The organism is Neisseria blantyrii (assembly GCF_962747855.1).
Classification (GTDB): domain Bacteria; phylum Pseudomonadota; class Gammaproteobacteria; order Burkholderiales; family Neisseriaceae; genus Neisseria; species Neisseria viridiae.
In genome coordinates this window covers 16,232-34,999 of the sequence record NZ_CAUIZY010000016.1, presented here as the reverse complement: position 1 = coordinate 34,999, position 18,768 = coordinate 16,232, and the positions used below count along the sequence as shown (strand labels likewise).

The following is an 18,768-nucleotide window of genomic DNA, read 5'->3' as shown; positions in this document are numbered from 1 at the left end:
AATTTTTTTTTTTTTTTTTTTTTTTTTTTTTTTTTTTTGCAAAGAAATGTAAATTTTTAAAACCGTTCCTCCGCATCCGTTTGGATGCCGTCTGAAACGGCGGCAGGGTTTTACCGTTCCGCGCCGCAAACCGGGCATTCGGGGTTGCGCGGCAGGTCGAAATATTGCCAGCCCCCTTCCAAGGCACGGTAAACCGCCAGCCTGCCGTGCGACGGTTCGCCCGCATCCAGCAGGATTTTCAGAGCTTCCGCCGCTTGGGTACTGCCGATGATGCCGACCAGCGGCGAGAACACGCCGAAGAGGGAACAGATGCCGTCTGAAGCCGATCCGCCGTCAAACAGGCAGGCGTAACACGGCGAGTCGGGCAAGTCGGGACGGTACACGGCAAGTTGCCCTTCAAAGCGTACCGCCGCCCCTGAAACCAGCGGTGTTTTCGTTTGCACGCAGGCACGGTTGACGGCTTGCCGCGTGGCGTAGTTGTCGCAGCAGTCTAAAACGATGTCGGCGGCTTGAACCAAACCGGTCAGGCGGCAGCCGTCGAGTTTTTCGTTGACGGCGCGGACGTTGACGGTATGGTTGATGCGTTTCAGGCGGTCTGCCAAGGCTTCGGCTTTGGGCTTGCCGACATCGCCCTCGTCAAATGCAACCTGACGTTGCAGGTTGTGCAGTTCGACCGTGTCGGAATCGGCTATGGTCAGCGTGCCGATGCCGGAAGCGGCAAGGTAGGGCAGGGCGGCGGCACCCAATCCGCCGCAGCCGACGACCAAAATATGCGCGGCGGAAAGTTTCTGCTGCCCTTCGATGCCGATTTCGTCCAAGAGGATGTGGCGGCTGTACCGCAGCAGGAATGCATCGTCGTTGTCGTGTTCGGTCGTGGTCATGATGATGTTCGGAAAAAACAGTTGCGGGCGATTGTAACGCTGCCGTCGGGCGGTGTTCAACTTCAGACGGCATTTCGGGACACGGACGGTTAAAGTGTGAACGGTTTGGCACGGATGCGGCATTTGGGGTACATTTACAATATTTACGGCAAACGAGAGAGAAAAATCATGCAACTGCATATCTTAAATAATCCGAAAGATGCCGCTTTGGCGGCGGACGCGGAATTTTTGAAACAGTCCCTGTTCAACCTCCTGCACGAAGAAGCCTCGCCGTTGGTTGTCGAAACGGTCAAACTCTTGTCCACTTCCGACGACAGCGCGGCATTGATTGAAAAAGTATTGCCGCAATTGGACGAACGGCAGACCTACGATCTGACGCTTGCCTGCGGGCTGTTCGCCCAGATTCTGAATATCGCCGAAGACGTGCACCACGAACGCCGCCGCCAAATCCACGAAGATGCCGGCCACAACGCAGCAGAAGGCAGCCTGACGGAAACCGTCCGCAGGCTCAAGGCGGGGAAAGCCGACGGCAAATCGGTGCAGCGGCAGTTGGACAATACGTCCGTGACCGCCGTTTTGACCGCGCACCCGACCGAAGTGCAACGCCAAACTGTTTTGAATTTCAACCGCCGCATCCGCGCGCTGCTGCCGCAACGCGAACGCTGCACCAATGCCGATGCGCTGGCACGGCTGCGCCGCGAAATCGACACCGTGCTTTTGGGCTTGTGGCAGACCAGCGAAACGCGCCACCACAAACTCAGCGTCAACGACGAAATCAACAACGGCGTGTCCATCTTCCCGATGAGCTTTTTTGAAGCCCTGCCCAAGCTCTACCGCAAGATGGAACACGACTTTCAGACGGCCTATCCCGGCGTCCGCGTTCCGGACATCCTCAAAATCGGCGGCTGGATCGGCGGCGACCGCGACGGCAATCCGTTTGTTTCTGCCGAAACCCTGCGCTTTGCGTTCAGACGGCATGCCGATGCCGTGTTCCGCTTCTATCGCGGCGAACTCGACAAACTCTACCGCGAACTGCCGCTCTCCATCCGCCGCGTCAAAGTCAACGGCGATGTGACGGCGTTGTCCGACAAATCGCCCGACGAAGAAATCGCCCGCGCCGAAGAACCCTACCGCCGCGCCATCGCCTACATTATGGCGCGCGCTATGGGCAAAGCGCGCGCGCTCGGTTTGGGTATGGGCTGCAAATTCGGCTTTCTCGAGCCTTATGCTTCGGCACAAGAGTTTCTGGATGATTTGAAAAAACTGCAACGTTCCCTTATCGACAACGGCAGCCGACTGCTGGCGGAAGGCCGTCTTGCCGACATTATCCGCAGCGTATCCGTGTTCGGCTTCCACATGATGCCGCTCGACCTGCGCCAACACGCAGGCAAACACGCCGATGTGGTTGCCGAGCTTTTCCAACACGCAGGCCTGGAAGACTACAACAGCCTGAACGAAGAGCAAAAACAAACCGCCCTGTTGCGCGAATTGAGCCATCAACGTCCGTTGTACAGCCCGTTCATCACATACAGCGATCATACCCGCCGCGAACTGGCGATTTTCAACGAAGCACGCAAAATCAAAGACGAATTCGGTGAAGATGCCGTTACGCAAAGCATTATTTCCAACTGCGAACAACCCAGCGACCTGCTCGCCTTGGCATTGCTGCTGAAAGAAAGCGGCCTGTTGGTGGTGGAAAACGGCAAACCGCGCAGCCGCATCAATATCGTGCCGCTGTTTGAAACCATCGAAGCGCTCGAAAACGCCTGTCCGGTCATGGAAACCATGTTCCGCCTCGACTGGTATGATGCCCTGCTCGAAAGCCGTGGAAACATCCAAGAAATCATGCTCGGCTACTCCGACTCCAACAAAGACGGCGGCTACGTTACCAGCTCATGGTGTCTCTATCAGGCGGAATTGGGTTTGGTCGAACTCTTCAAAAAATACGATGTCCGCATGCGCCTGTTCCACGGACGCGGCGGCAGCGTCGGTCGCGGCGGCGGTCCGTCTTACCAAGCCATTCTCGCCCAACCGGCCGGCAGCGTGGCCGGACAAATCCGCATTACCGAGCAAGGCGAAGTCATCACCGCCAAATACGCCGACCCCGGCAACGCACAACGCAACTTGGAAACCTTGGTTGCCGCAACGCTCGAAGCCAGCCTGCTGCCCGATCAAAAAGACCCTGATGCCAAACTGATGCAGGCATTGTCGGACGTATCGTTCAAATACTACCGCGAACTGATTACCCATCCCGACTTCATCGACTATTTCCTGCAAACCAGTCCGATTCAGGAAATCGCCACCCTCAACCTCGGCAGCCGTCCCGCCAGCCGCAAAACCTTGGCGCGGATTCAGGACTTGCGCGCGATTCCGTGGGTATTCTCTTGGATGCAAAACCGCCTCATGCTGCCGGCTTGGTACGGCTTCGGCAGCGCGGTGGAAACCTTGTGCGAAGGCAGTCCCGAAACCCTCGCCGCCCTGCGCGAACACGCTCAAAACAACCCCTTCTTCCAAGCCATGCTCTCCAATATGGAACAAGTCATGGCGAAAACCGACATCACCCTGGCGGAAAACTACGCCGGCTTGAGCGAATCGCCGGAAAAAGCCGCCGTTATCTTCGGCATGATTAAGGAAGAATATCAACGCAGCCGCAAAGCCCTGCTCGACCTGCTGCAAACCGAAGAGCTCCTGCGCGACAACCGCAGCCTCGCCCGTTCGCTTGCCTTGAGGATTCCATACCTGAACGCGCTCAACGGCCTGCAAGTCGCCATGCTCAAACGCCTGCGTAAAGAACCCGACAATCCGCACGCGCTGCTGATGGTGCACCTGACCATCAACGGCGTGGCGCAAGGTTTGCGCAATACCGGCTGATTGTGCCGTTTCGGGATAAAATGCCGTCTGAACGCCTTTCAGACGGCATTTCCCTGTCTGCACTTGCAGAGAAACAGCGATTGTTTTAAAGTGAACGGCAGTGATATGTTGAAAGACGACCAATGAAAATTACCGTTATCGGCGCAGGTTCGTGGGGTACGGCGCTCGCCCTGCATTTTTCCCAACACGGCAACCGCGTATCCCTATGGACGCGCAACGCAGATCAAGTCCGCCAAATGAAGGAAGAACGTGAAAACAAGCACGGGCTGCCCGGTTTCCCCTTTCCTGAAACGCTGGAAGTATGTACGGATTTGGCAGACGCGCTCAAAGACAGCGGACTTGTCCTTATCGTAACCTCCGTTGCCGGATTGAGAAGCAGCGCAGAGCTGCTCAAACAGTACGGCGCGGGACACCTCCCCGTCCTTGCCGCCTGCAAAGGCTTCGAGCAGGATACCGGGCTGCTGACCTTTCAAGTATTGAAAGAAGTATTGCCCGATAATAAGAAAATCGGCGTACTCTCCGGTCCGAGTTTTGCACAGGAACTGGCCAAACAACTGCCCTGTGCCGTCGTCCTCGCCTCCGAAAACCAAGAATGGGTCGAGGAACTTGTCCCCCAACTCAACACTTCGGTTATGCGGCTTTACGGCAGTACCGATGTTATCGGCGTGGCGGTTGGCGGCGCGGTAAAAAACGTCATGGCGATTGCCACCGGATTGTCCGACGGTCTAGAGTACGGGCTTAACGCCCGCGCCGCATTGGTTACGCGCGGATTGGCCGAAATCACCCGCCTTGCTTCCGCAATGGGCGCACAGTCCAAAACCATGATGGGGCTGGCCGGTATCGGCGATCTCATCTTGACCTGTACCGGCGCACTCTCGCGCAACCGCCGCGTCGGTTTGGGTTTGGCAGAAGGCAAGGAACTGCATCAGGTGCTTGTCGAAATCGGACACGTTTCCGAAGGGGTCAGTACGATAGAAGAAGTCTTCAATACCGCCTGCAAATACCAAATCGACATGCCGATTACCCAAACCCTGCTGCAACTCATCCGCAAAGAAATGACCCCTCAGCAGGTCGTCGAAAGGCTGATGGAACGCAGCGCGCGTTTCGAATAAACAACATACAGATGCCGTCTGAAGCCTTCAGACGGCATACGGACAGGTAAGGTTATGAAACAAAATATCGAAAAACTCGAAAGCAGCGTTTATACACTGGTACAAAAATTCGAAACCCTCGTCAGCGAAAACCGCCGCCTCAAAGAAACCGTTGCCGAACTCAAACGGGCGCACGAGCGGCAAAAACTCGAACACGAAACCGCTGTCGACGAACTCAGCGAAGCCCTGCTCGTCCAAGTCGGCAAACTCAAAGAAGACCTGCAAAACAAAATCGACAGCCTGACAGAAGAAAATGCACGATACCGCAGCCTGCTCGAACAGAGCAGGGAAAAAATCAGCGCACTGGCAGCGCGCCTCCCCCAACTGCAGGAAACGCAGCAATAAGGATTAAAGGATGAACATCGAACAAGTCCACATCGAAGTCATGAACGCCCGGCTGACCGTCAACACTCCGGCAGAAGAAAAAGACACACTGTTGCAGGCAGTCGGAATGCTCAACGGCAAAGCCGAAGCCATCCGCGAAGGCGGACGCGTCGCGGACAGCGAAAAAATCGTCATTATGGCCGCGCTCAACGTCGTCCACGACCTGTTGAAAACCTCCCTGAACGGCGGCGATTTGGCAATCGGCGATTTTGCGCGTAAAATAGTCGATATGGACAACGCCTGCCAAAAAGCACTATCTCGCTTGGCGCAGGAGTAACCCCTTTTTCCCTGCGGTGTCCGCGAAGGCATATATTCCTTTGAACCAATAAGTTCGCTTAAGGTTGCCGGGAGCAGTAGTGGGCGCGAGCGTCCTTTTGCGGACGCACCCGAAACTACCCGAGGCAGCCGCCTTGTCAGCAAGGTTCAAGCGGATTCGGCCGAAACGGCTCTCGCGGGGATTCCCATTCAAAACCGCATCGCAACGATGCGGTTTTTCACATTGGCCGCCGCCCCGCCTGAAAAAGCAGTATGCAGTCTGCCGAAATCCGGAAAATCCTTCCGTAACGCGGTAATGCGATTGACAAAATCGAATCCTGTCTTTAGAATTTACAACTTTCTATATCTATCTGGATTTCCACTATGAAAACCTTTTCAGCGAAACCCCACGAGGTGAAGCGCGAATGGTTCGTCATCGATGCCCAAGACAAAGTCTTGGGTCGCGTTGCGTCCGAAGTCGCCAGCCGTCTGCGTGGCAAACACAAACCTGAATACACCCCCCACGTCGATACCGGCGATTACATCATTGTTATCAACGCGGACAAACTGCGTGTAACCGGTGCCAAATTCGAAGACAAAAAATACTTCCGCCATTCCGGTTTCCCAGGAGGTATCTACGAACGCACCTTCCGCGAAATGCAAGAGCAATTCCCGGGCCGCGCTTTGGAACAAGCCGTAAAAGGCATGTTGCCTAAAGGTCCCTTGGGTTACGCCATGATTAAAAAACTGAAAGTGTACGCTGGTGCAGAACATGCCCATGCCGCACAACAACCCAAAGTTTTGGAATTGAAATAAGGACGCGACATGAACGGTAAATACTACTACGGCACAGGCCGCCGCAAAAGTTCAGTGGCTCGTGTATTCCTGACTAAAGGTACAGGTCAAATCATCGTAAACGGCCGACCCGTTGACGAATTCTTCGCACGTGAAACCAGCCGAATGGTTGTTCGCCAACCCTTGGTTCTGACTGAAAACACAGAATCGTTCGACATCAAAGTCAATGTTGTCGGCGGTGGTGAAACCGGTCAATCCGGCGCTATCCGTCACGGCATTACCCGTGCCCTGATCGACTTCGATGCCGCGCTGAAACCTGCCTTGTCTCAAGCCGGTTTCGTTACCCGAGATGCCCGCGAAGTCGAGCGTAAAAAACCGGGTCTGCGCAAAGCACGCCGTGCAAAACAATTCTCCAAACGTTAATGTTGGAAATTCAAAAAACCCTGCTTATCGCAGGGTTTTTTATTTGTAGCAGACGGTTTTCCATTGTTAATCTAAAGATTACGGATTGGGTAAAAATCAAAAACAGTAGATGAAAAATAGAAAAAACGCCCGGGTATGGTTTGAACAAGGGAAATCAGACCGGTTCCAATTCGCTCAGTCCGGGCAAATCTGCAAAACCGCGTTCTCGTATGATTTGGCAAAAATTGTTCAGATAGCTCTTGTCCGTATCTTCGGTGCGGACGGAGGCATACAGTTTGCTTTGCAGTCCGTCGGCAGTAATTTGGCGGTGGACGACATAGCCTTTTTCAAGGTAGGGCATGACTGTCCAATAGGGAAGGGCGGCGATTCCCCTCCGGCTGGCAACCAGTTGGATAATGGCAATGGTCAGTTCGCTGTGTCGGCGCGGTGGGTTGATGTTTTTCGGAATTAAGATTTTTTTGGGTAAATCCAGCATTTCATCGGGAACGGGATAGGTAATCAGGGTTTCCCCGATAAAGTCTTCCGCCGTCCAAACGTTTTTGGCGGCAAGCGGATGGTCCGGTGCGCAAATGCCGACCATTTCGTAGGCAAACAGCGGTTGGAAAGAAATACCGTTTTGTTTTTCCGCTTCGGAAACAATGGCAAGATCGGCGCGGTGTTGCAGCAGCAGTCCGATAGGGTCCGCTTGGAATCCCGATACGATATCCAATTCGATTTGGGGCCATATCGGGCGGAATTCACCCATTGCGGGCATGAGCCAGTCGAAACAGGTATGGCATTCGACGGCAATCCGCAATTCTCCTGCCTCTCCTTCTATAATGCGCGCCAAATCACGTTCTGCATCGGTAACTTGCGGTAACAGGTCGTGAGCGAGGCGTAACAGCCTTTCTCCAACCGGGGTAAAGCGTAAAGGCGTGGATTTTCGTTCGAACAACGGTGCGCCGTAGTGGTTTTCAAGCATACGGATTTGGTGGGAAAGTGCAGATTGGGTAAGGAAAATCCGTTTGGCGGCAAGGGATACGCTGCCGGTTTCTTCGAGTGCCAGCAGGGTTTTGAGGTGGCGCAATTCGATGATGGAATCCATAAGGCTTCAGACGGCATATTGAACCGGCGCATATTAAAATAATTCATATGCGGGTGCAAATCGGAAAAATGGGCGTTTCGGGCATTTGCGGTTAGAATGCCCGCTTGTTTGGAAATGACAGGAAAAAATATGGTTTTGCGCAGAGATTTTTTAGCCTGGTGCGACGAAACGTTGCAGACGGCATCGTTTAAAGATTACGCCCCCAATGGTTTGCAGGTTGAAGGGAGGGAATATATCGGGAAAATCGTTACGTCGGTAACGGCAAGCAGGGCAGCGATTGATTTTGCTGTGGAGCAGAAGGCAGATTTGCTTTTGGTGCATCACGGTATGTTCTGGAAAAGCGAGCCGCCGACCGTTACCGGTTGGAAAAAAGAACGGATTGCCGCACTGTTACGGCACGACATCAATATGGCAGGCTACCATCTGCCCCTGGATGCACATCCCACACTGGGCAACAATGCCCAACTCGCCGACAGATTGGGTTTTGCGATAGAAAAACGGTTCGGAGAACAAAACCTGCTCAACTCGGGCTGCCTGAAACAAGCCAAGACACTCGGCGCATTGGCGGCGCACATTGAAACTGTCCTGCAACGCAAGCCTGTCGTCATCGGCAATCCCGAACACGAAATCCGACGGGTCGCATGGTGTACCGGCGGTGCACAGGGCTTTTTTCAGACGGCAATAGATGAAGGCGTCGATCTGTATCTGACGGGGGAAATTTCCGAAGCCCAATACCACCTCGCCAATGAAACGGGTACGGCTTTCATTTCGGCAGGGCATCACGCGACGGAACGCTACGGTGCGCGCGCGCTGGCAGAATCGGCGGCAGAGGCTTTCGGGTTGGAAGTGTGCCATTTTGACGAAAACAACCCGGCTTGAGTATTGAGAAATATCATAAAACTTTACCTTATTTTAAATAATGCTTTGAGTATCACTGCAAACTGGGTAAAATTGCAATGTTTAATGGCTCGGTATTCCCAAAATTTTAGGACGACTGAATAATGGATAATCAAGAAATCAACAACGGTCGCCGCCGTTTCCTGACACTGGCTACTTGCGGTGCAGGCGGTGTGGCGGCTCTGGGCGTAGCTACGCCTTTCGTGGCCAGCTTCTTCCCATCGGAGAAAGCTAAGGCTGCCGGTGCTGCTGTCGAAGTAGATGTCAGCAAAATCGAAGCAGGCCAAATGCTGACTGCCGAATGGCAGGGCAAACCAATTTGGCTGGTCAACCGCACAGATCAACAGCTCAAAGACTTGAAAAGTTTGGATGGCTCAGTTGTCGATCCCAATTCCGAAGTGGATCATCAGCCTGAAAACTGCAAAAACGAGACCCGTTCGATCAAGCCGAACCTCCTCGTCGCTATCGGTATCTGTACTCACCTGGGTTGCTCTCCGACTTACCGTCCCGACGTTGCCCCTGCGGATTTGGGTGCAGACTGGAAAGGCGGTTTCTTCTGCCCTTGCCACGGTTCGAAATTCGACATGGCAGGCCGAGTGTATAAAGGTGTTCCTGCACCGACCAACCTGGTTGTTCCGCCCTACAAATATCTGAGCGATACGACAGTCTTGGTAGGCGAAGACTAAAAATAAGGAACGATAATTATGGCAAACCAAACCAATAGCAAAGCAAAAGCATTGTTAGACTGGACGGACGCTCGTTTCCCTCTGTCTAAAATGTGGAATGAGCATTTGGCTCAATACTACGCGCCGAAGAACTTCAACTTCTGGTACTACTTCGGCTCTTTGGCTCTGCTCGTCCTTGTAATTCAAATCGTCAGCGGTATTTTCCTGACCATGAACTACAAACCGGACGGCAACCTTAACGCCTACCATCTGCCTGCTGCCTTTACCGCAGTAGAGTACATCATGCGTGACGTGTCCGGCGGCTGGATTATCCGCTACATGCACTCCACCGGCGCATCTTTCTTCTTCATTGTTGTTTATCTGCACATGTTCCGTGGTTTGATTTACGGTTCGTATAAAAAACCCCGTGAGTTGGTGTGGATTTTTGGCTCCCTGATTTTCTTGGCATTGATGGCGGAAGCCTTTATGGGCTACCTGCTGCCTTGGGGGCAAATGTCCTTTTGGGGTGCGCAGGTAATTATTAACCTGTTCTCTGCCATTCCAGTCATCGGTCCGGATTTGTCCACTTGGATTCGCGGCGACTTCAATGTTTCCGACGTTACCCTGAACCGCTTCTTTGCCCTGCACGTTATCGCAGTACCTCTGGTATTGCTCGGCTTGGTTGTGGCGCACATCATCGCCCTGCACGAAGTGGGTTCTAACAACCCTGACGGCGTTGAAATCAAGAAAAACAAAGACGAAAACGGTATCCCGCGCGACGGTATCCCATTCCATCCTTACTACACCGTTAAAGACATCTTGGGCGTCGTTGTATTCCTGATTGTCTTCTGTTCTGTGTTGTTTTTTGCACCTGAAGGTGGCGGCTACTTCCTCGAAGCGCCGAACTTCGATGCTGCGAATGCGCTGAAAACACCTCCGCACATTGCACCGGTATGGTACTTCACTCCGTTCTACGCCATTTTGCGTGCGATTCCCTCGTTCTTGGGAACACAGGTATGGGGTGTAATCGGTATGGGTGCGGCAGTTGTACTGATTGCCCTGTTGCCTTGGCTGGATAGGGGCGAGGTTAAATCCGTCCGCTATCGTGGCCCGATCTTTAAAACCGCATTGGTTCTGTTCATCATTGCCTTTATCGGTTTGGGTATTTTGGGTGCGATGGTGGCAACTGATACGCGTACTTTGGTTGCGCGCATCCTGTCCTTCGTTTATTTTGCATTCTTCTTGGGTATGCCGTTCTATACCAAACTGGATACTAACAAACCGGTTCCTGAACGTGTAACCATGAGTACCGCCAAACAGAAAATCATGTTTTTTGTTTATGTAGGCATTACGGCGGTTTGTGCATATCTGTTTGCAACCAACATCTGATGAGGGCAGTCAAAATGAAACAAGTTATGAAAAACTGGTTTGCTGCCTTACTGTTGGCAGTACCCATGAGTGCGGCATTTGCTTCGGGCGGTCATGCACACTATGAGAAAGTCGATATCGATTTGCGCGACCAAGTAAGCTTGCAACGTGGCGCACAAATCTTTACCAACTACTGTCTGTCATGTCACTCGGCAAGCGGTATGCGTTTCAACCGTTTGAAAGACATCGGTTTGACTGACGAAGAAATCAAGAAAAACCTGATGTTTACCACCGATAATGTCGGCGATGTGATGCATTCGGCGATGAACCCGAAAGATGCGGCAAAATGGTTTGGCGCGGCTCCTCCGGATTTGACGCTGATTGCCCGTTCGAGGGGCGCGGACTACCTTTACGCCTATATGCGCGGCTTCTATAAAGATCCGACCCGTCCGAGCGGCTGGAACAATACCGTATTCGATAAAGTCGGCATGCCCCACCCGTTGTGGGAACAGCAAGGTGTTCAGGCAGTCGAATTGGATGCCAAAGGCCAGCCGGTTATGGTAAAAGACGAACACGGCGAGATGAAGCCTAAGCTGTATTGGGAATCTACCGGTTTGCACAGCCGCCGCCTGCCGAACGGCAAAGTGATCCAAAAAGAGTACGACGCATATGTACGCGATTTGGTGAACTATCTTGTGTACATGGGCGAGCCTGCACAACTGCAACGCAAACGTATAGGCTATATCGTGATGATTTTCCTATTTGCGGTTATGCTGCCTTTGGCGTATTTCCTGAAAAAAGAATATTGGAAAGACGTACATTAAGCGTTTGGAACAAAAGGGCAAATCCTTTAGGGTTTGCCCTTTTTGCATGCTTCGGCCCCTTGGGAAAATCAGCACCCGTATGCCGTCTGAACATAGCTGTAACATTTCAGACGGCATCATTCTAAAAATGTCAGACATCGGGAACTTAATCAGGGTTTGTGGCAGATTGATATTGAATTAGGAAAAGGTCTGAAACCGCAAGCAGCATGGTAAGGCGATGTCGAACAGGTTTAAAGCCAATCCGCTATATTTTTTGGAGCTATGTCGAACAAACAGGTAGAATCGGAATAAGCGGCGGTTTTGTCCGGTGTGAAAATGTTTGAATGTTAGGATGATTTATGGAGCTGATGACTGTGTTGCTATTGCTGGCGGCTTTGCTGTCAGGCGTGTTGTTTACATGGTTACTGATGAAGAGCCGGTTTCAAGGTGTATTAGCCGTATTGAACGCGCAGTTGGCGGAAAAGGCGGCAAGATGTGATTTTATTGAACAGGCACACGCAGAAATTGCATCGGAATTTGCCGTTTTAGATGGGAAATACGAGCATTTGCAAGACGAAAATTATGCTTTGGGCAACCGTTTTTCCGCAGCCGAAAAGCAGATTGCTTATTTGCAGGAAAAAGAGGCGGAGTCGGCGCGCCTGAAGCAGTCGTATATCGATTTGCAGGAAAAGGCACAGGGTTTGGCGGTTGAAAACGAACGTTTGGCAACTCAGCTCGGACAGGAGCGGAAGGCATTTGCCGACCAATATGCGCTGGAACGTCAAATCCGCCAAAGAATCGAAACCGATTTGGAAGAAAGCCGCCAAACTGTCCGCGATGTGCAAAACGACCTTTCCGATGTAGGCAACCGTTTTGCCGCAGCCGAAAAACAGATTGCCCATTTGCAGGAAAAAGAGGCAGAGGCGGAGCGGTTGAGGCAGTCGCATACCGAGTTGCAGGAAAAGGCACAGGGTTTGGCGGTTGAAAACGAACGTTTGGCAACGCAAATCGAACAGGAACGCCTTGCTTCTGAAGAGAAGCTGTCCTTACTGGGCGAGGCGCGCAAGAGCTTGAGTGAACAGTTTCAAAATCTTGCCAACACGATTTTGGAAGAAAAAAGCCGCCGTTTTACCGAGCAGAACCGGGAGCAGCTCCATCAGGTTTTGAACCCGTTAAACGAACGCATTCACGGTTTCGGCGAGTTGGTCAAGCAAACCTATGATAAAGAATCGCGCGAGCGGCTGACGTTGGAAAACGAATTGAAACGGCTTCAAGGATTGAATGCGCAGCTGCACAGCGAGGCAAAGGCCCTGACCAATGCGCTGACCGGTACGCAGAATAAGGTTCAGGGCAATTGGGGCGAGATGATTCTGGAAACGGTTTTGGAAAATTCCGGCCTCCAGAAGGGACGGGAATATACGGTTCAGGCAGCATCTGTCCGTAAGGAGGAAGACGGCAGCACGCGCCGCCTTCAGCCCGACGTTTTGGTCAACCTGCCCGACAACAAGCAGATTGTGATTGATTCTAAGGTTTCGCTGACGGCTTATGTGCGCTATACGCAGGCGGCGGATGCGGATGCGGCGGCACGCGAACTGGCGGCACACGTTGCCAGCATACGCGCGCATATGAAAGGCTTGTCGCTGAAGGATTACACCGATTTGGAAGGTGTGAACACATTGGATTTCGTCTTTATGTTTATCCCTGTCGAACCAGCGTACCTGCTGGCGTTGCAGCATGACGCGGGCTTGTTTCAAGAGTGTTTCGACAAACGGATTATGCTGGTCGGCCCCAGTACGCTGCTGGCAACTTTGAGGACGGTGGCGAATATTTGGCGCAACGAACAGCAAAATCAGAACGCACTGGCGATTGCGGACGAAGGCGGCAAGCTGTATGACAAGTTTGTCGGTTTCGCCCAAACGCTCGAAAGCGTCGGCAAAAGCATCGATCAGGCGCAAAGCAGCTTTCAGACGGCATTTAAGCAACTTGCCGAGGGGCGCGGAAATCTGGTCGGCCGTGCCGAGAAACTGCGTCTGTTGGGTGTGAAGGCAAACAAGCAGCTTGCACGAGATTTGACTGAACGTGCCAATGAAACAACGGCGTTGTCGGAATCTTTGGAATATGCGGCAGAAGATGAAGCAGTCTGACTTGTGCGGAAAAATATTGTTTCAGCAGGGGCGGGAATGCCGAAAGCGCGGCGTAACTGTGCCGGTTCTGATTCGGGGTTTGTTTGAAGTACTTACCAAAGCCTTGTCCGGCGAGGTGCTCCGGCAAGGCGGCGGTTGTCTGAGCCTTTTGTGTTTCAGACGGCATCAGTGCAGATGATGCCGTCTGAAGACCGTAGGGAAGGCGGTTAGAAAAACGGATTGTGCCGTTTTTCGTGTCCGATGGAAGTCATACGCCCGTGTCCGGCGACAACTTGCACGGTTTCGGGGAGGGCGAATAATTTGTTGCGGATATTATTGATTAAGTCGGCGTGGTTGCCGCGCGGAAAATCGGTCCTGCCTATGGTTTCGTAAAACAGCACGTCGCCCGCAATCAGCAATTCCGCCTCGGCGCAATAAAAGACGACATGTCCCGGCGTATGGCCCGGAATATGCAGCACTTGAAAGGCATAGCGTCCGACCGTGAGCGTTTCGCCTTCTTCGAGCCAACGGTTCGGCGCAAAGGCGGGCGAGACGGGAAATCCGTATTGCGCGGTGGTTTGCGGCAGCGATTGGAGCAGGAATTCATCTTCGCGGTGCGGGCCGAGGACGGGGACTTTATGCGTTTTCAACATTTCGACCACGCCGCCCGCGTGATCGAGATGGCCGTGCGTCAGCCAGATTGCCGTGAACGTGAGTTTGCGGTTTGCCAACGCTTGCAGCAGGAACGGCACGTCGCCGCCGACATCGGTCAGGACGGCTTCGCCGCTTTCGTCGTCCCAAATCAGGGTGCAGTTTTGGCGGAAGGGGGTAACGGGGAGGATTTCGTAACGTAGGGTCATCGGCGTGTTCCTAAACGGTTTTTCAGACGGCATCGGGTTTGCCGTTTGTTTTATGGCGGTTTGCCGCCTGTTTTGATATTGGGGGAATCAGGTGATTAAGAAGACAATCGGCGGCATCATACCGATTTTTACGGCGGTTTTCATCCCTGCATCGGCAGGCGCGGCGGATTTGATGCTGGCGCAGGAATACAAAGACCAAGAGATTGCAGGCTGGGCGATGAGCGAGAAGCTCGACGGCGTGCGCGCGTATTGGGACGGTAAACATTTAGTCAGTCGGCAAGGATATGTATTCACGCCGCCCAAAGGTTTTACCGCGCAGTTTCCGCCTTATCCTTTGGACGGCGAATTGTACAGCGGACGCGGTCAGTTCGAGCAGATTTCCGCCGCCGTGCGTTCTGCTTCTTCAGACTGGCGCGGCATCCGCCTGCACGTTTTCGACGTACCCAAGGCGCAGGGCAACCTCTACCAACGTTTGGCAGCTGCAACGCAATGGCTGAAAACGCATCCGAACGCGCCGATTACCATCATCCCGCAAATCAAAGTGCGCGACCGGCAGCACGCAATGGACTTTTTAAAACAAATCGAAGCGCAGGGCGGCGAAGGCGTGATGCTGCGCCAGCCCGAATCCCGTTACAACGGTGGCAGGAGCAGCCAATTATTGAAGCTGAAAAGCCAATACGACGACGAATGCACGGTAACGCGGCACTATGAAGGCAAAGGGCGCAATGCCGGACGGCTGGGCGCGGTCGGCTGCAAAAACCGGCACGGAGAATTCCGCATCGGCAGCGGCTTCAAAGACCAAGACCGCGACAACCCGCCCAAAATCGGTACGCTGATTACCTACCGCTACCGTGGCTTTACGCAGAAAGGTACGCCGAAATTTGCCACATTTGTGCGCGTGCGTACCGACCGCTGAGCAGGACAGTTCAGACGGCATCCGATACTTTGGTTTATAATTTTCCTTTTACCGACCGATTCCGACATATGACCGATTTAGAAACCAAATGCCTTGAAACACAGGCGATGCTTGAAAACGCCGAACTTTTGTTCGACCAAGGCCAATGCCGTGCCGCGCTGCAAAAAGTGGCGGATGAGATTACGCGCGATTTGGGGGATAAATATCCGTTGCTGCTGCCCGTGATGGGCGGCGCGGTGGTGTTTACGGGGCAGTTGCTGCCGCTGTTGCGTTTTCCGTTAGATTTTGATTACGTTCACGTTTCCCGTTACGGCGACAAGCTGGAGGGCGGCGCGTTCAACTGGAAACGTATGCCCGATGCGGAACAAATCCGAGGCAGGCACGTGGTCGTGTTGGACGATATTTTGGACGAAGGGCATACGATGTCCGCCATTCAAGCCAAACTTTTGGAAATGGGTGCGGCAAGCTGCCGTTCGGCGGTGTTCGCCAATAAATTAATCGACAAAGAAAAACCGGTCAAAGCCGATTATGTCGGACTGGATGTGCCGAACCGTTATGTTTTCGGTTACGGCATGGATGCGGCAGGCTGCTGGCGCAATCTGGGCGAGATTTACGCATTGGGCGGAAAATAAGGATGCAATGCCGTCTGAATGTTTTTCAGACGGCATAACGTTTATACGGCAGGTTGGCAGAAGAATTATAAACAGGACGCATATACACCATGATAGGGCTTTTAATCATCACACACGAAACCATAGGCGAAGCCTACCGCAAGCTGGCACATCATTTTTTCCCAAGCGGGATGCCTGAAAACGTCCGCATACTCGGCGTGCAGCCGACGGAAGACCAAGACGACATCATCAACAACGCCATTGCCGCGCTTCAGGAATTTCCCGACAACGACGGCGTGCTGATTATGACCGATATTTTCGGTGCGACCCCCTGCAATGCAGCCCGCCGCCTTGTACGCGAAAACAAATCGGCCATTCTGACCGGCCTGAATGCGCCGATGATGATTAAGGCCATCCAACATTCTCCGGAGGCGGAAGACCTTGCCGCCTTCACCGAGAGTGTCAGGGAGGCCGCCGTCAGGGGAATTTTCGCCATTATGTCCGCACCAGACGATTTGGTGTGCCGGAAAAACCATGATGCCGCCTGAAGGAGCGGTAGGACAAGAAAACATTTTAAACGGCATCTGCTGCCGATATACATAACACGGGAACCGAAATGCTCAAACAATCCATCGAAATCATCAACAAACTCGGACTCCACGCCCGCGCGTCCAGCAAGTTCACCCAAACCGCGTCCCAATTCAAAAGCGAAGTCTGGGTTACGAAAAACGGCAGCCGCGTCAACGGCAAAAGCATTATGGGGCTGATGATGCTCGCAGCCGCCAAGGGTACGGTCATCGAACTGGAGACGGACGGCGTGGACGAGGCGGAAGCGATGCGCGCCCTGACCGACTTAATCAACGGCTACTTCGGCGAGGGCGAATAATGAGTATCGTGCTGCACGGCGTGGCGGCGGGCAAAGGCATTGCCGTCGGTTGCGCCCACCTGATTGCGCGCGGCACGGAGGAAGTGCCGCAGTATGATGTCGCGGAGGCGGACACCGAAGCCGAAGCCGAACGTTTCGATGCCGCCGTCAAAGCCACGCGCAAAGAGTTGGAACAGCTCCGCAGCGCGATTCCCGAAAACGCCCCGACCGAGTTGGGCGCGTTCATCTCGCTGCACCTGATGCTCTTGACCGATGTTACCTTGTCGCGCGAACCCGTCGATATTTTAAGGGAACAAAAAATCAACGCCGAGTGGGCATTGAAGCAGCAGAGCGACAAACTCGCCGCCCAATTCGACAATATGGACGATGCCTATTTGCGCGAACGCAAGCAGGATATGCTGCAAGTCGTCCGCCGCATCCACAACAACCTGATCGGGCAGGGCAACGAGTTGGAGGTTGCCGACAACCTGTTTGACGAAACCGTGCTGATTGCAAACGACCTTTCGCCCGCCGACACGGTTTTGTTTAAAGAGCAGCGCATTGCCGCCTTTGTTACCGATGCCGGCGGCCCCACCGGACATACGGCGATTTTAGGCAGGAGCTTGGACATCCCGTCCGTCGTCGGGCTGCACAACGCGCGCAAACTGATTACCGAGGGCGAAACGGTCATCGTGGACGGCATCAACGGCATCCTGATTATCGCGCCCGATGAAACCGTCTTGGACGAATACCGCCGCCGCGCCCGCGAATACCGCAGCCACAAACGCGAGTTGAACAAGCTCAAAAAAACCGCTGCCGCCACCGCCGACGGGGTCTGCATCGAGCTTGTGGGCAATATAGAATCCGCCGAAGACGTGAAACCGCTACACAACCTCGGCGCAGACGGCATCGGGCTGTTCCGCAGCGAGTTTCTTTACCTGAACCGCGATACGATGCCGTCTGAAGACGAGCAGTACGAAGTGTACAGCGCGATTGTCAAAAAAATGAAGGGCAAAAGCGTAACGATACGGACAGTCGATTTGGGTGTGGACAAGAATCCGCGCTGGTTCGGGAAAAACAGCACGCCCAACGGCAGCCTCAACCCCGCGCTGGGCATGACCGGTATCCGCCTGTGCCTTGCCGAACCGGTCATGTTCCGCACCCAGATGCGCGCCATCCTCCGTGCGGCGGTACACGGCCCCGTCCGCATGATGTGGCCGATGATTACCTCCGTATCCGAAGTGCGCCAGTGCCTGATTCATTTGGACACCGCCCGCCGCCAGCTTGCCGAACGCGGCGATGCCTTCGGCGAAGTCGGCATCGGCTGCATGATTGAAATCCCGTCTGCCGCGCTGACCGTCGGCAGCATTTTGAAACTGGTCGATTTCATCTCCGTCGGCACCAACGATTTGATCCAATATATTCTGTCAGTCGATCGCGGCGACGACAGCGTCAGCCACCTCTACCAGCCCGGACATCCTTCCGTGTTGAAAATGCTGCAACACGTCATCCGTACCGCCAACCGTATGGAAAAAGACGTGTCCGTGTGCGGCGAAATGGCGGGCGACACGGCGTTTACCCGCGTTTTATTGGGTATGGGGCTGCGCCGTTTTTCGATGAATCCAAACAACATCCTGCCCGTCAAAAACATCATTCTGCACAGCAATGCCGGACAGCTCGAAAACGATATTGCGAAAGTCATCCGCTGCGAAGACGAAGAGAAGTCGGAAAAGCTGATCAAACAGATCAACAGCGTGTCGGTTGAGGAAGAAACCGAAGTCAAGGGGCGGAAATAAATATTGTTGACAATGCGAGC

19 protein-coding genes and 1 other RNA gene are annotated in these 18,768 nt (G+C 53.5%); 17 read left to right on the top strand and 3 right to left on the bottom strand.

Going from position 1 to position 18,768, the window contains the following annotated elements:
* Positions 1 to 110 precede the first annotated feature (110 nt).
* Positions 111 to 1,004 (bottom strand): HesA/MoeB/ThiF family protein, encoded by an 894-nt coding sequence (locus tag Q9J80_RS10190; RefSeq protein ID WP_304672851.1) that lies wholly within the window; start codon positions 1,002 to 1,004, stop codon positions 111 to 113.
* Positions 1,005 to 1,049: 45 nt separating this feature from the next.
* On the opposite strand from Q9J80_RS10190, the gene ppc reads away from it, so the two are divergent.
* From ppc to rpsI, 7 genes are all read left to right on the top strand, one after another.
* On the top strand, positions 1,050 to 3,752 hold the full coding sequence (gene ppc, locus Q9J80_RS10185) for a phosphoenolpyruvate carboxylase (protein WP_304672850.1): 2,703 nt from the start codon (positions 1,050 to 1,052) through the stop codon (positions 3,750 to 3,752).
* Between the two features lie 122 nt (positions 3,753 to 3,874).
* Complete coding sequence (locus tag Q9J80_RS10180) at positions 3,875 to 4,864, top strand: NAD(P)H-dependent glycerol-3-phosphate dehydrogenase (protein ID WP_301673306.1); 990 nt, start codon at positions 3,875 to 3,877, stop codon at positions 4,862 to 4,864.
* Between the two features lie 54 nt (positions 4,865 to 4,918).
* Positions 4,919 to 5,248: a hypothetical protein gene (locus tag Q9J80_RS10175; RefSeq protein WP_118997415.1), complete on the top strand. Its 330-nt coding sequence runs from the start codon at positions 4,919 to 4,921 to the stop codon at positions 5,246 to 5,248.
* A 10-nt stretch (positions 5,249 to 5,258) separates the two neighbouring features.
* Positions 5,259 to 5,564 carry a cell division protein ZapA gene (locus tag Q9J80_RS10170; RefSeq protein ID WP_118997416.1) on the top strand — a complete coding sequence of 102 codons (306 nt, stop codon included), beginning with the start codon at positions 5,259 to 5,261 and terminating at the stop codon, positions 5,562 to 5,564.
* Between the two features lie 5 nt (positions 5,565 to 5,569).
* Positions 5,570 to 5,749, top strand: a non-coding RNA gene (gene ssrS, locus Q9J80_RS10165) — 6S RNA.
* Between the two features lie 177 nt (positions 5,750 to 5,926).
* Positions 5,927 to 6,358, top strand: coding sequence for a 50S ribosomal protein L13 (rplM, locus tag Q9J80_RS10160; RefSeq protein WP_002257005.1), 432 nt, complete (start codon positions 5,927 to 5,929; stop codon positions 6,356 to 6,358).
* A gap of 9 nt (positions 6,359 to 6,367) precedes the next feature.
* Positions 6,368 to 6,760: a 30S ribosomal protein S9 gene (gene rpsI, locus Q9J80_RS10155; protein ID WP_003677242.1), complete on the top strand. Its 393-nt coding sequence runs from the start codon at positions 6,368 to 6,370 to the stop codon at positions 6,758 to 6,760.
* 154 nt (positions 6,761 to 6,914) lie between these two features.
* On the opposite strand, the gene Q9J80_RS10150 is transcribed toward rpsI, so the two are convergent.
* A complete protein-coding gene (locus tag Q9J80_RS10150; RefSeq protein ID WP_301673305.1) occupies positions 6,915 to 7,844 on the bottom strand; it encodes a LysR family transcriptional regulator in 930 nt (309 codons plus the stop codon).
* Between the two features lie 129 nt (positions 7,845 to 7,973).
* On the opposite strand from Q9J80_RS10150, the gene Q9J80_RS10145 reads away from it, so the two are divergent.
* The 5 genes from Q9J80_RS10145 to Q9J80_RS10125 all read left to right on the top strand — a co-directional run bounded on the left by Q9J80_RS10145 (position 7,974) and on the right by Q9J80_RS10125 (position 13,721).
* The gene (locus Q9J80_RS10145) at positions 7,974 to 8,723 is read left to right on the top strand and encodes a Nif3-like dinuclear metal center hexameric protein (protein ID WP_301673304.1); all 750 of its coding nucleotides are present in this window, start codon (positions 7,974 to 7,976) and stop codon (positions 8,721 to 8,723) included.
* Between the two features lie 122 nt (positions 8,724 to 8,845).
* Positions 8,846 to 9,427 (top strand): ubiquinol-cytochrome c reductase iron-sulfur subunit, encoded by a 582-nt coding sequence (gene petA, locus Q9J80_RS10140; RefSeq protein ID WP_301673303.1) that lies wholly within the window; start codon positions 8,846 to 8,848, stop codon positions 9,425 to 9,427.
* Positions 9,428 to 9,445: 18 nt separating this feature from the next.
* The gene (locus Q9J80_RS10135) at positions 9,446 to 10,795 is read left to right on the top strand and encodes a cytochrome b (protein ID WP_301673302.1); all 1,350 of its coding nucleotides are present in this window, start codon (positions 9,446 to 9,448) and stop codon (positions 10,793 to 10,795) included.
* 14 nt (positions 10,796 to 10,809) lie between these two features.
* The gene (locus tag Q9J80_RS10130; protein ID WP_301673301.1) at positions 10,810 to 11,598 is read left to right on the top strand and encodes a cytochrome c1; all 789 of its coding nucleotides are present in this window, start codon (positions 10,810 to 10,812) and stop codon (positions 11,596 to 11,598) included.
* A gap of 338 nt (positions 11,599 to 11,936) precedes the next feature.
* A complete protein-coding gene (locus Q9J80_RS10125; protein WP_301673300.1) occupies positions 11,937 to 13,721 on the top strand; it encodes a DNA recombination protein RmuC in 1,785 nt (594 codons plus the stop codon).
* A 206-nt stretch (positions 13,722 to 13,927) separates the two neighbouring features.
* Here the strand turns inward: Q9J80_RS10125 and Q9J80_RS10120 are convergent, their stop codons facing one another.
* Entirely contained in the window at positions 13,928 to 14,560 is a 633-nt protein-coding gene (locus tag Q9J80_RS10120) for an MBL fold metallo-hydrolase (protein ID WP_301673309.1), read from the bottom strand.
* 91 nt (positions 14,561 to 14,651) lie between these two features.
* Here Q9J80_RS10120 and Q9J80_RS10115 point away from each other — a divergent pair, with 91 nt between their 5' ends.
* The 5 genes from Q9J80_RS10115 to ptsP all read left to right on the top strand — a co-directional run bounded on the left by Q9J80_RS10115 (position 14,652) and on the right by ptsP (position 18,748).
* A complete protein-coding gene (locus Q9J80_RS10115) occupies positions 14,652 to 15,476 on the top strand; it encodes a DNA ligase (protein WP_301673299.1) in 825 nt (274 codons plus the stop codon).
* A gap of 68 nt (positions 15,477 to 15,544) precedes the next feature.
* Complete coding sequence (locus tag Q9J80_RS10110; RefSeq protein ID WP_301673298.1) at positions 15,545 to 16,108, top strand: hypoxanthine-guanine phosphoribosyltransferase; 564 nt, start codon at positions 15,545 to 15,547, stop codon at positions 16,106 to 16,108.
* An 89-nt stretch (positions 16,109 to 16,197) separates the two neighbouring features.
* Positions 16,198 to 16,635, top strand: a complete 438-nt coding sequence (locus tag Q9J80_RS10105) for a PTS sugar transporter subunit IIA (protein WP_301673297.1) — start codon at positions 16,198 to 16,200, stop codon at positions 16,633 to 16,635.
* A 68-nt stretch (positions 16,636 to 16,703) separates the two neighbouring features.
* Complete coding sequence (locus tag Q9J80_RS10100; RefSeq protein ID WP_301673296.1) at positions 16,704 to 16,973, top strand: HPr family phosphocarrier protein; 270 nt, start codon at positions 16,704 to 16,706, stop codon at positions 16,971 to 16,973.
* On the top strand, positions 16,973 to 18,748 hold the full coding sequence (gene ptsP / locus Q9J80_RS10095) for a phosphoenolpyruvate--protein phosphotransferase (RefSeq protein WP_301673295.1): 1,776 nt from the start codon (positions 16,973 to 16,975) through the stop codon (positions 18,746 to 18,748). Before Q9J80_RS10100 ends, ptsP begins: the two co-directional genes overlap by 1 nt.
* Positions 18,749 to 18,768: the final 20 nt, after the last annotated feature.

Coding starts and splice junctions, on each gene's coding strand:
- ppc (WP_304672850.1), top strand. CDS start 1,050: ATGCAACTGCATATCTTAAATAATCCGAAAGATGCCGCTTTGGCGGCG.
- petA (WP_301673303.1), top strand. CDS start 8,846: ATGGATAATCAAGAAATCAACAACGGTCGCCGCCGTTTCCTGACACTG.
- rplM (WP_002257005.1), top strand. CDS start 5,927: ATGAAAACCTTTTCAGCGAAACCCCACGAGGTGAAGCGCGAATGGTTC.
- Q9J80_RS10180 (WP_301673306.1), top strand. CDS start 3,875: ATGAAAATTACCGTTATCGGCGCAGGTTCGTGGGGTACGGCGCTCGCC.
- Q9J80_RS10190 (WP_304672851.1), bottom strand. CDS start 1,004: ATGCCGCATCCGTGCCAAACCGTTCACACTTTAACCGTCCGTGTCCCG.
- Q9J80_RS10125 (WP_301673300.1), top strand. CDS start 11,937: ATGGAGCTGATGACTGTGTTGCTATTGCTGGCGGCTTTGCTGTCAGGC.
- Q9J80_RS10170 (WP_118997416.1), top strand. CDS start 5,259: ATGAACATCGAACAAGTCCACATCGAAGTCATGAACGCCCGGCTGACC.
- Q9J80_RS10150 (WP_301673305.1), bottom strand. CDS start 7,844: ATGGATTCCATCATCGAATTGCGCCACCTCAAAACCCTGCTGGCACTC.
- Q9J80_RS10100 (WP_301673296.1), top strand. CDS start 16,704: ATGCTCAAACAATCCATCGAAATCATCAACAAACTCGGACTCCACGCC.
- Q9J80_RS10120 (WP_301673309.1), bottom strand. CDS start 14,560: ATGACCCTACGTTACGAAATCCTCCCCGTTACCCCCTTCCGCCAAAAC.
- ptsP (WP_301673295.1), top strand. CDS start 16,973: ATGAGTATCGTGCTGCACGGCGTGGCGGCGGGCAAAGGCATTGCCGTC.
- Q9J80_RS10145 (WP_301673304.1), top strand. CDS start 7,974: ATGGTTTTGCGCAGAGATTTTTTAGCCTGGTGCGACGAAACGTTGCAG.
- Q9J80_RS10130 (WP_301673301.1), top strand. CDS start 10,810: ATGAAACAAGTTATGAAAAACTGGTTTGCTGCCTTACTGTTGGCAGTA.
- rpsI (WP_003677242.1), top strand. CDS start 6,368: ATGAACGGTAAATACTACTACGGCACAGGCCGCCGCAAAAGTTCAGTG.
- Q9J80_RS10175 (WP_118997415.1), top strand. CDS start 4,919: ATGAAACAAAATATCGAAAAACTCGAAAGCAGCGTTTATACACTGGTA.
- Q9J80_RS10135 (WP_301673302.1), top strand. CDS start 9,446: ATGGCAAACCAAACCAATAGCAAAGCAAAAGCATTGTTAGACTGGACG.
- Q9J80_RS10110 (WP_301673298.1), top strand. CDS start 15,545: ATGACCGATTTAGAAACCAAATGCCTTGAAACACAGGCGATGCTTGAA.
- Q9J80_RS10105 (WP_301673297.1), top strand. CDS start 16,198: ATGATAGGGCTTTTAATCATCACACACGAAACCATAGGCGAAGCCTAC.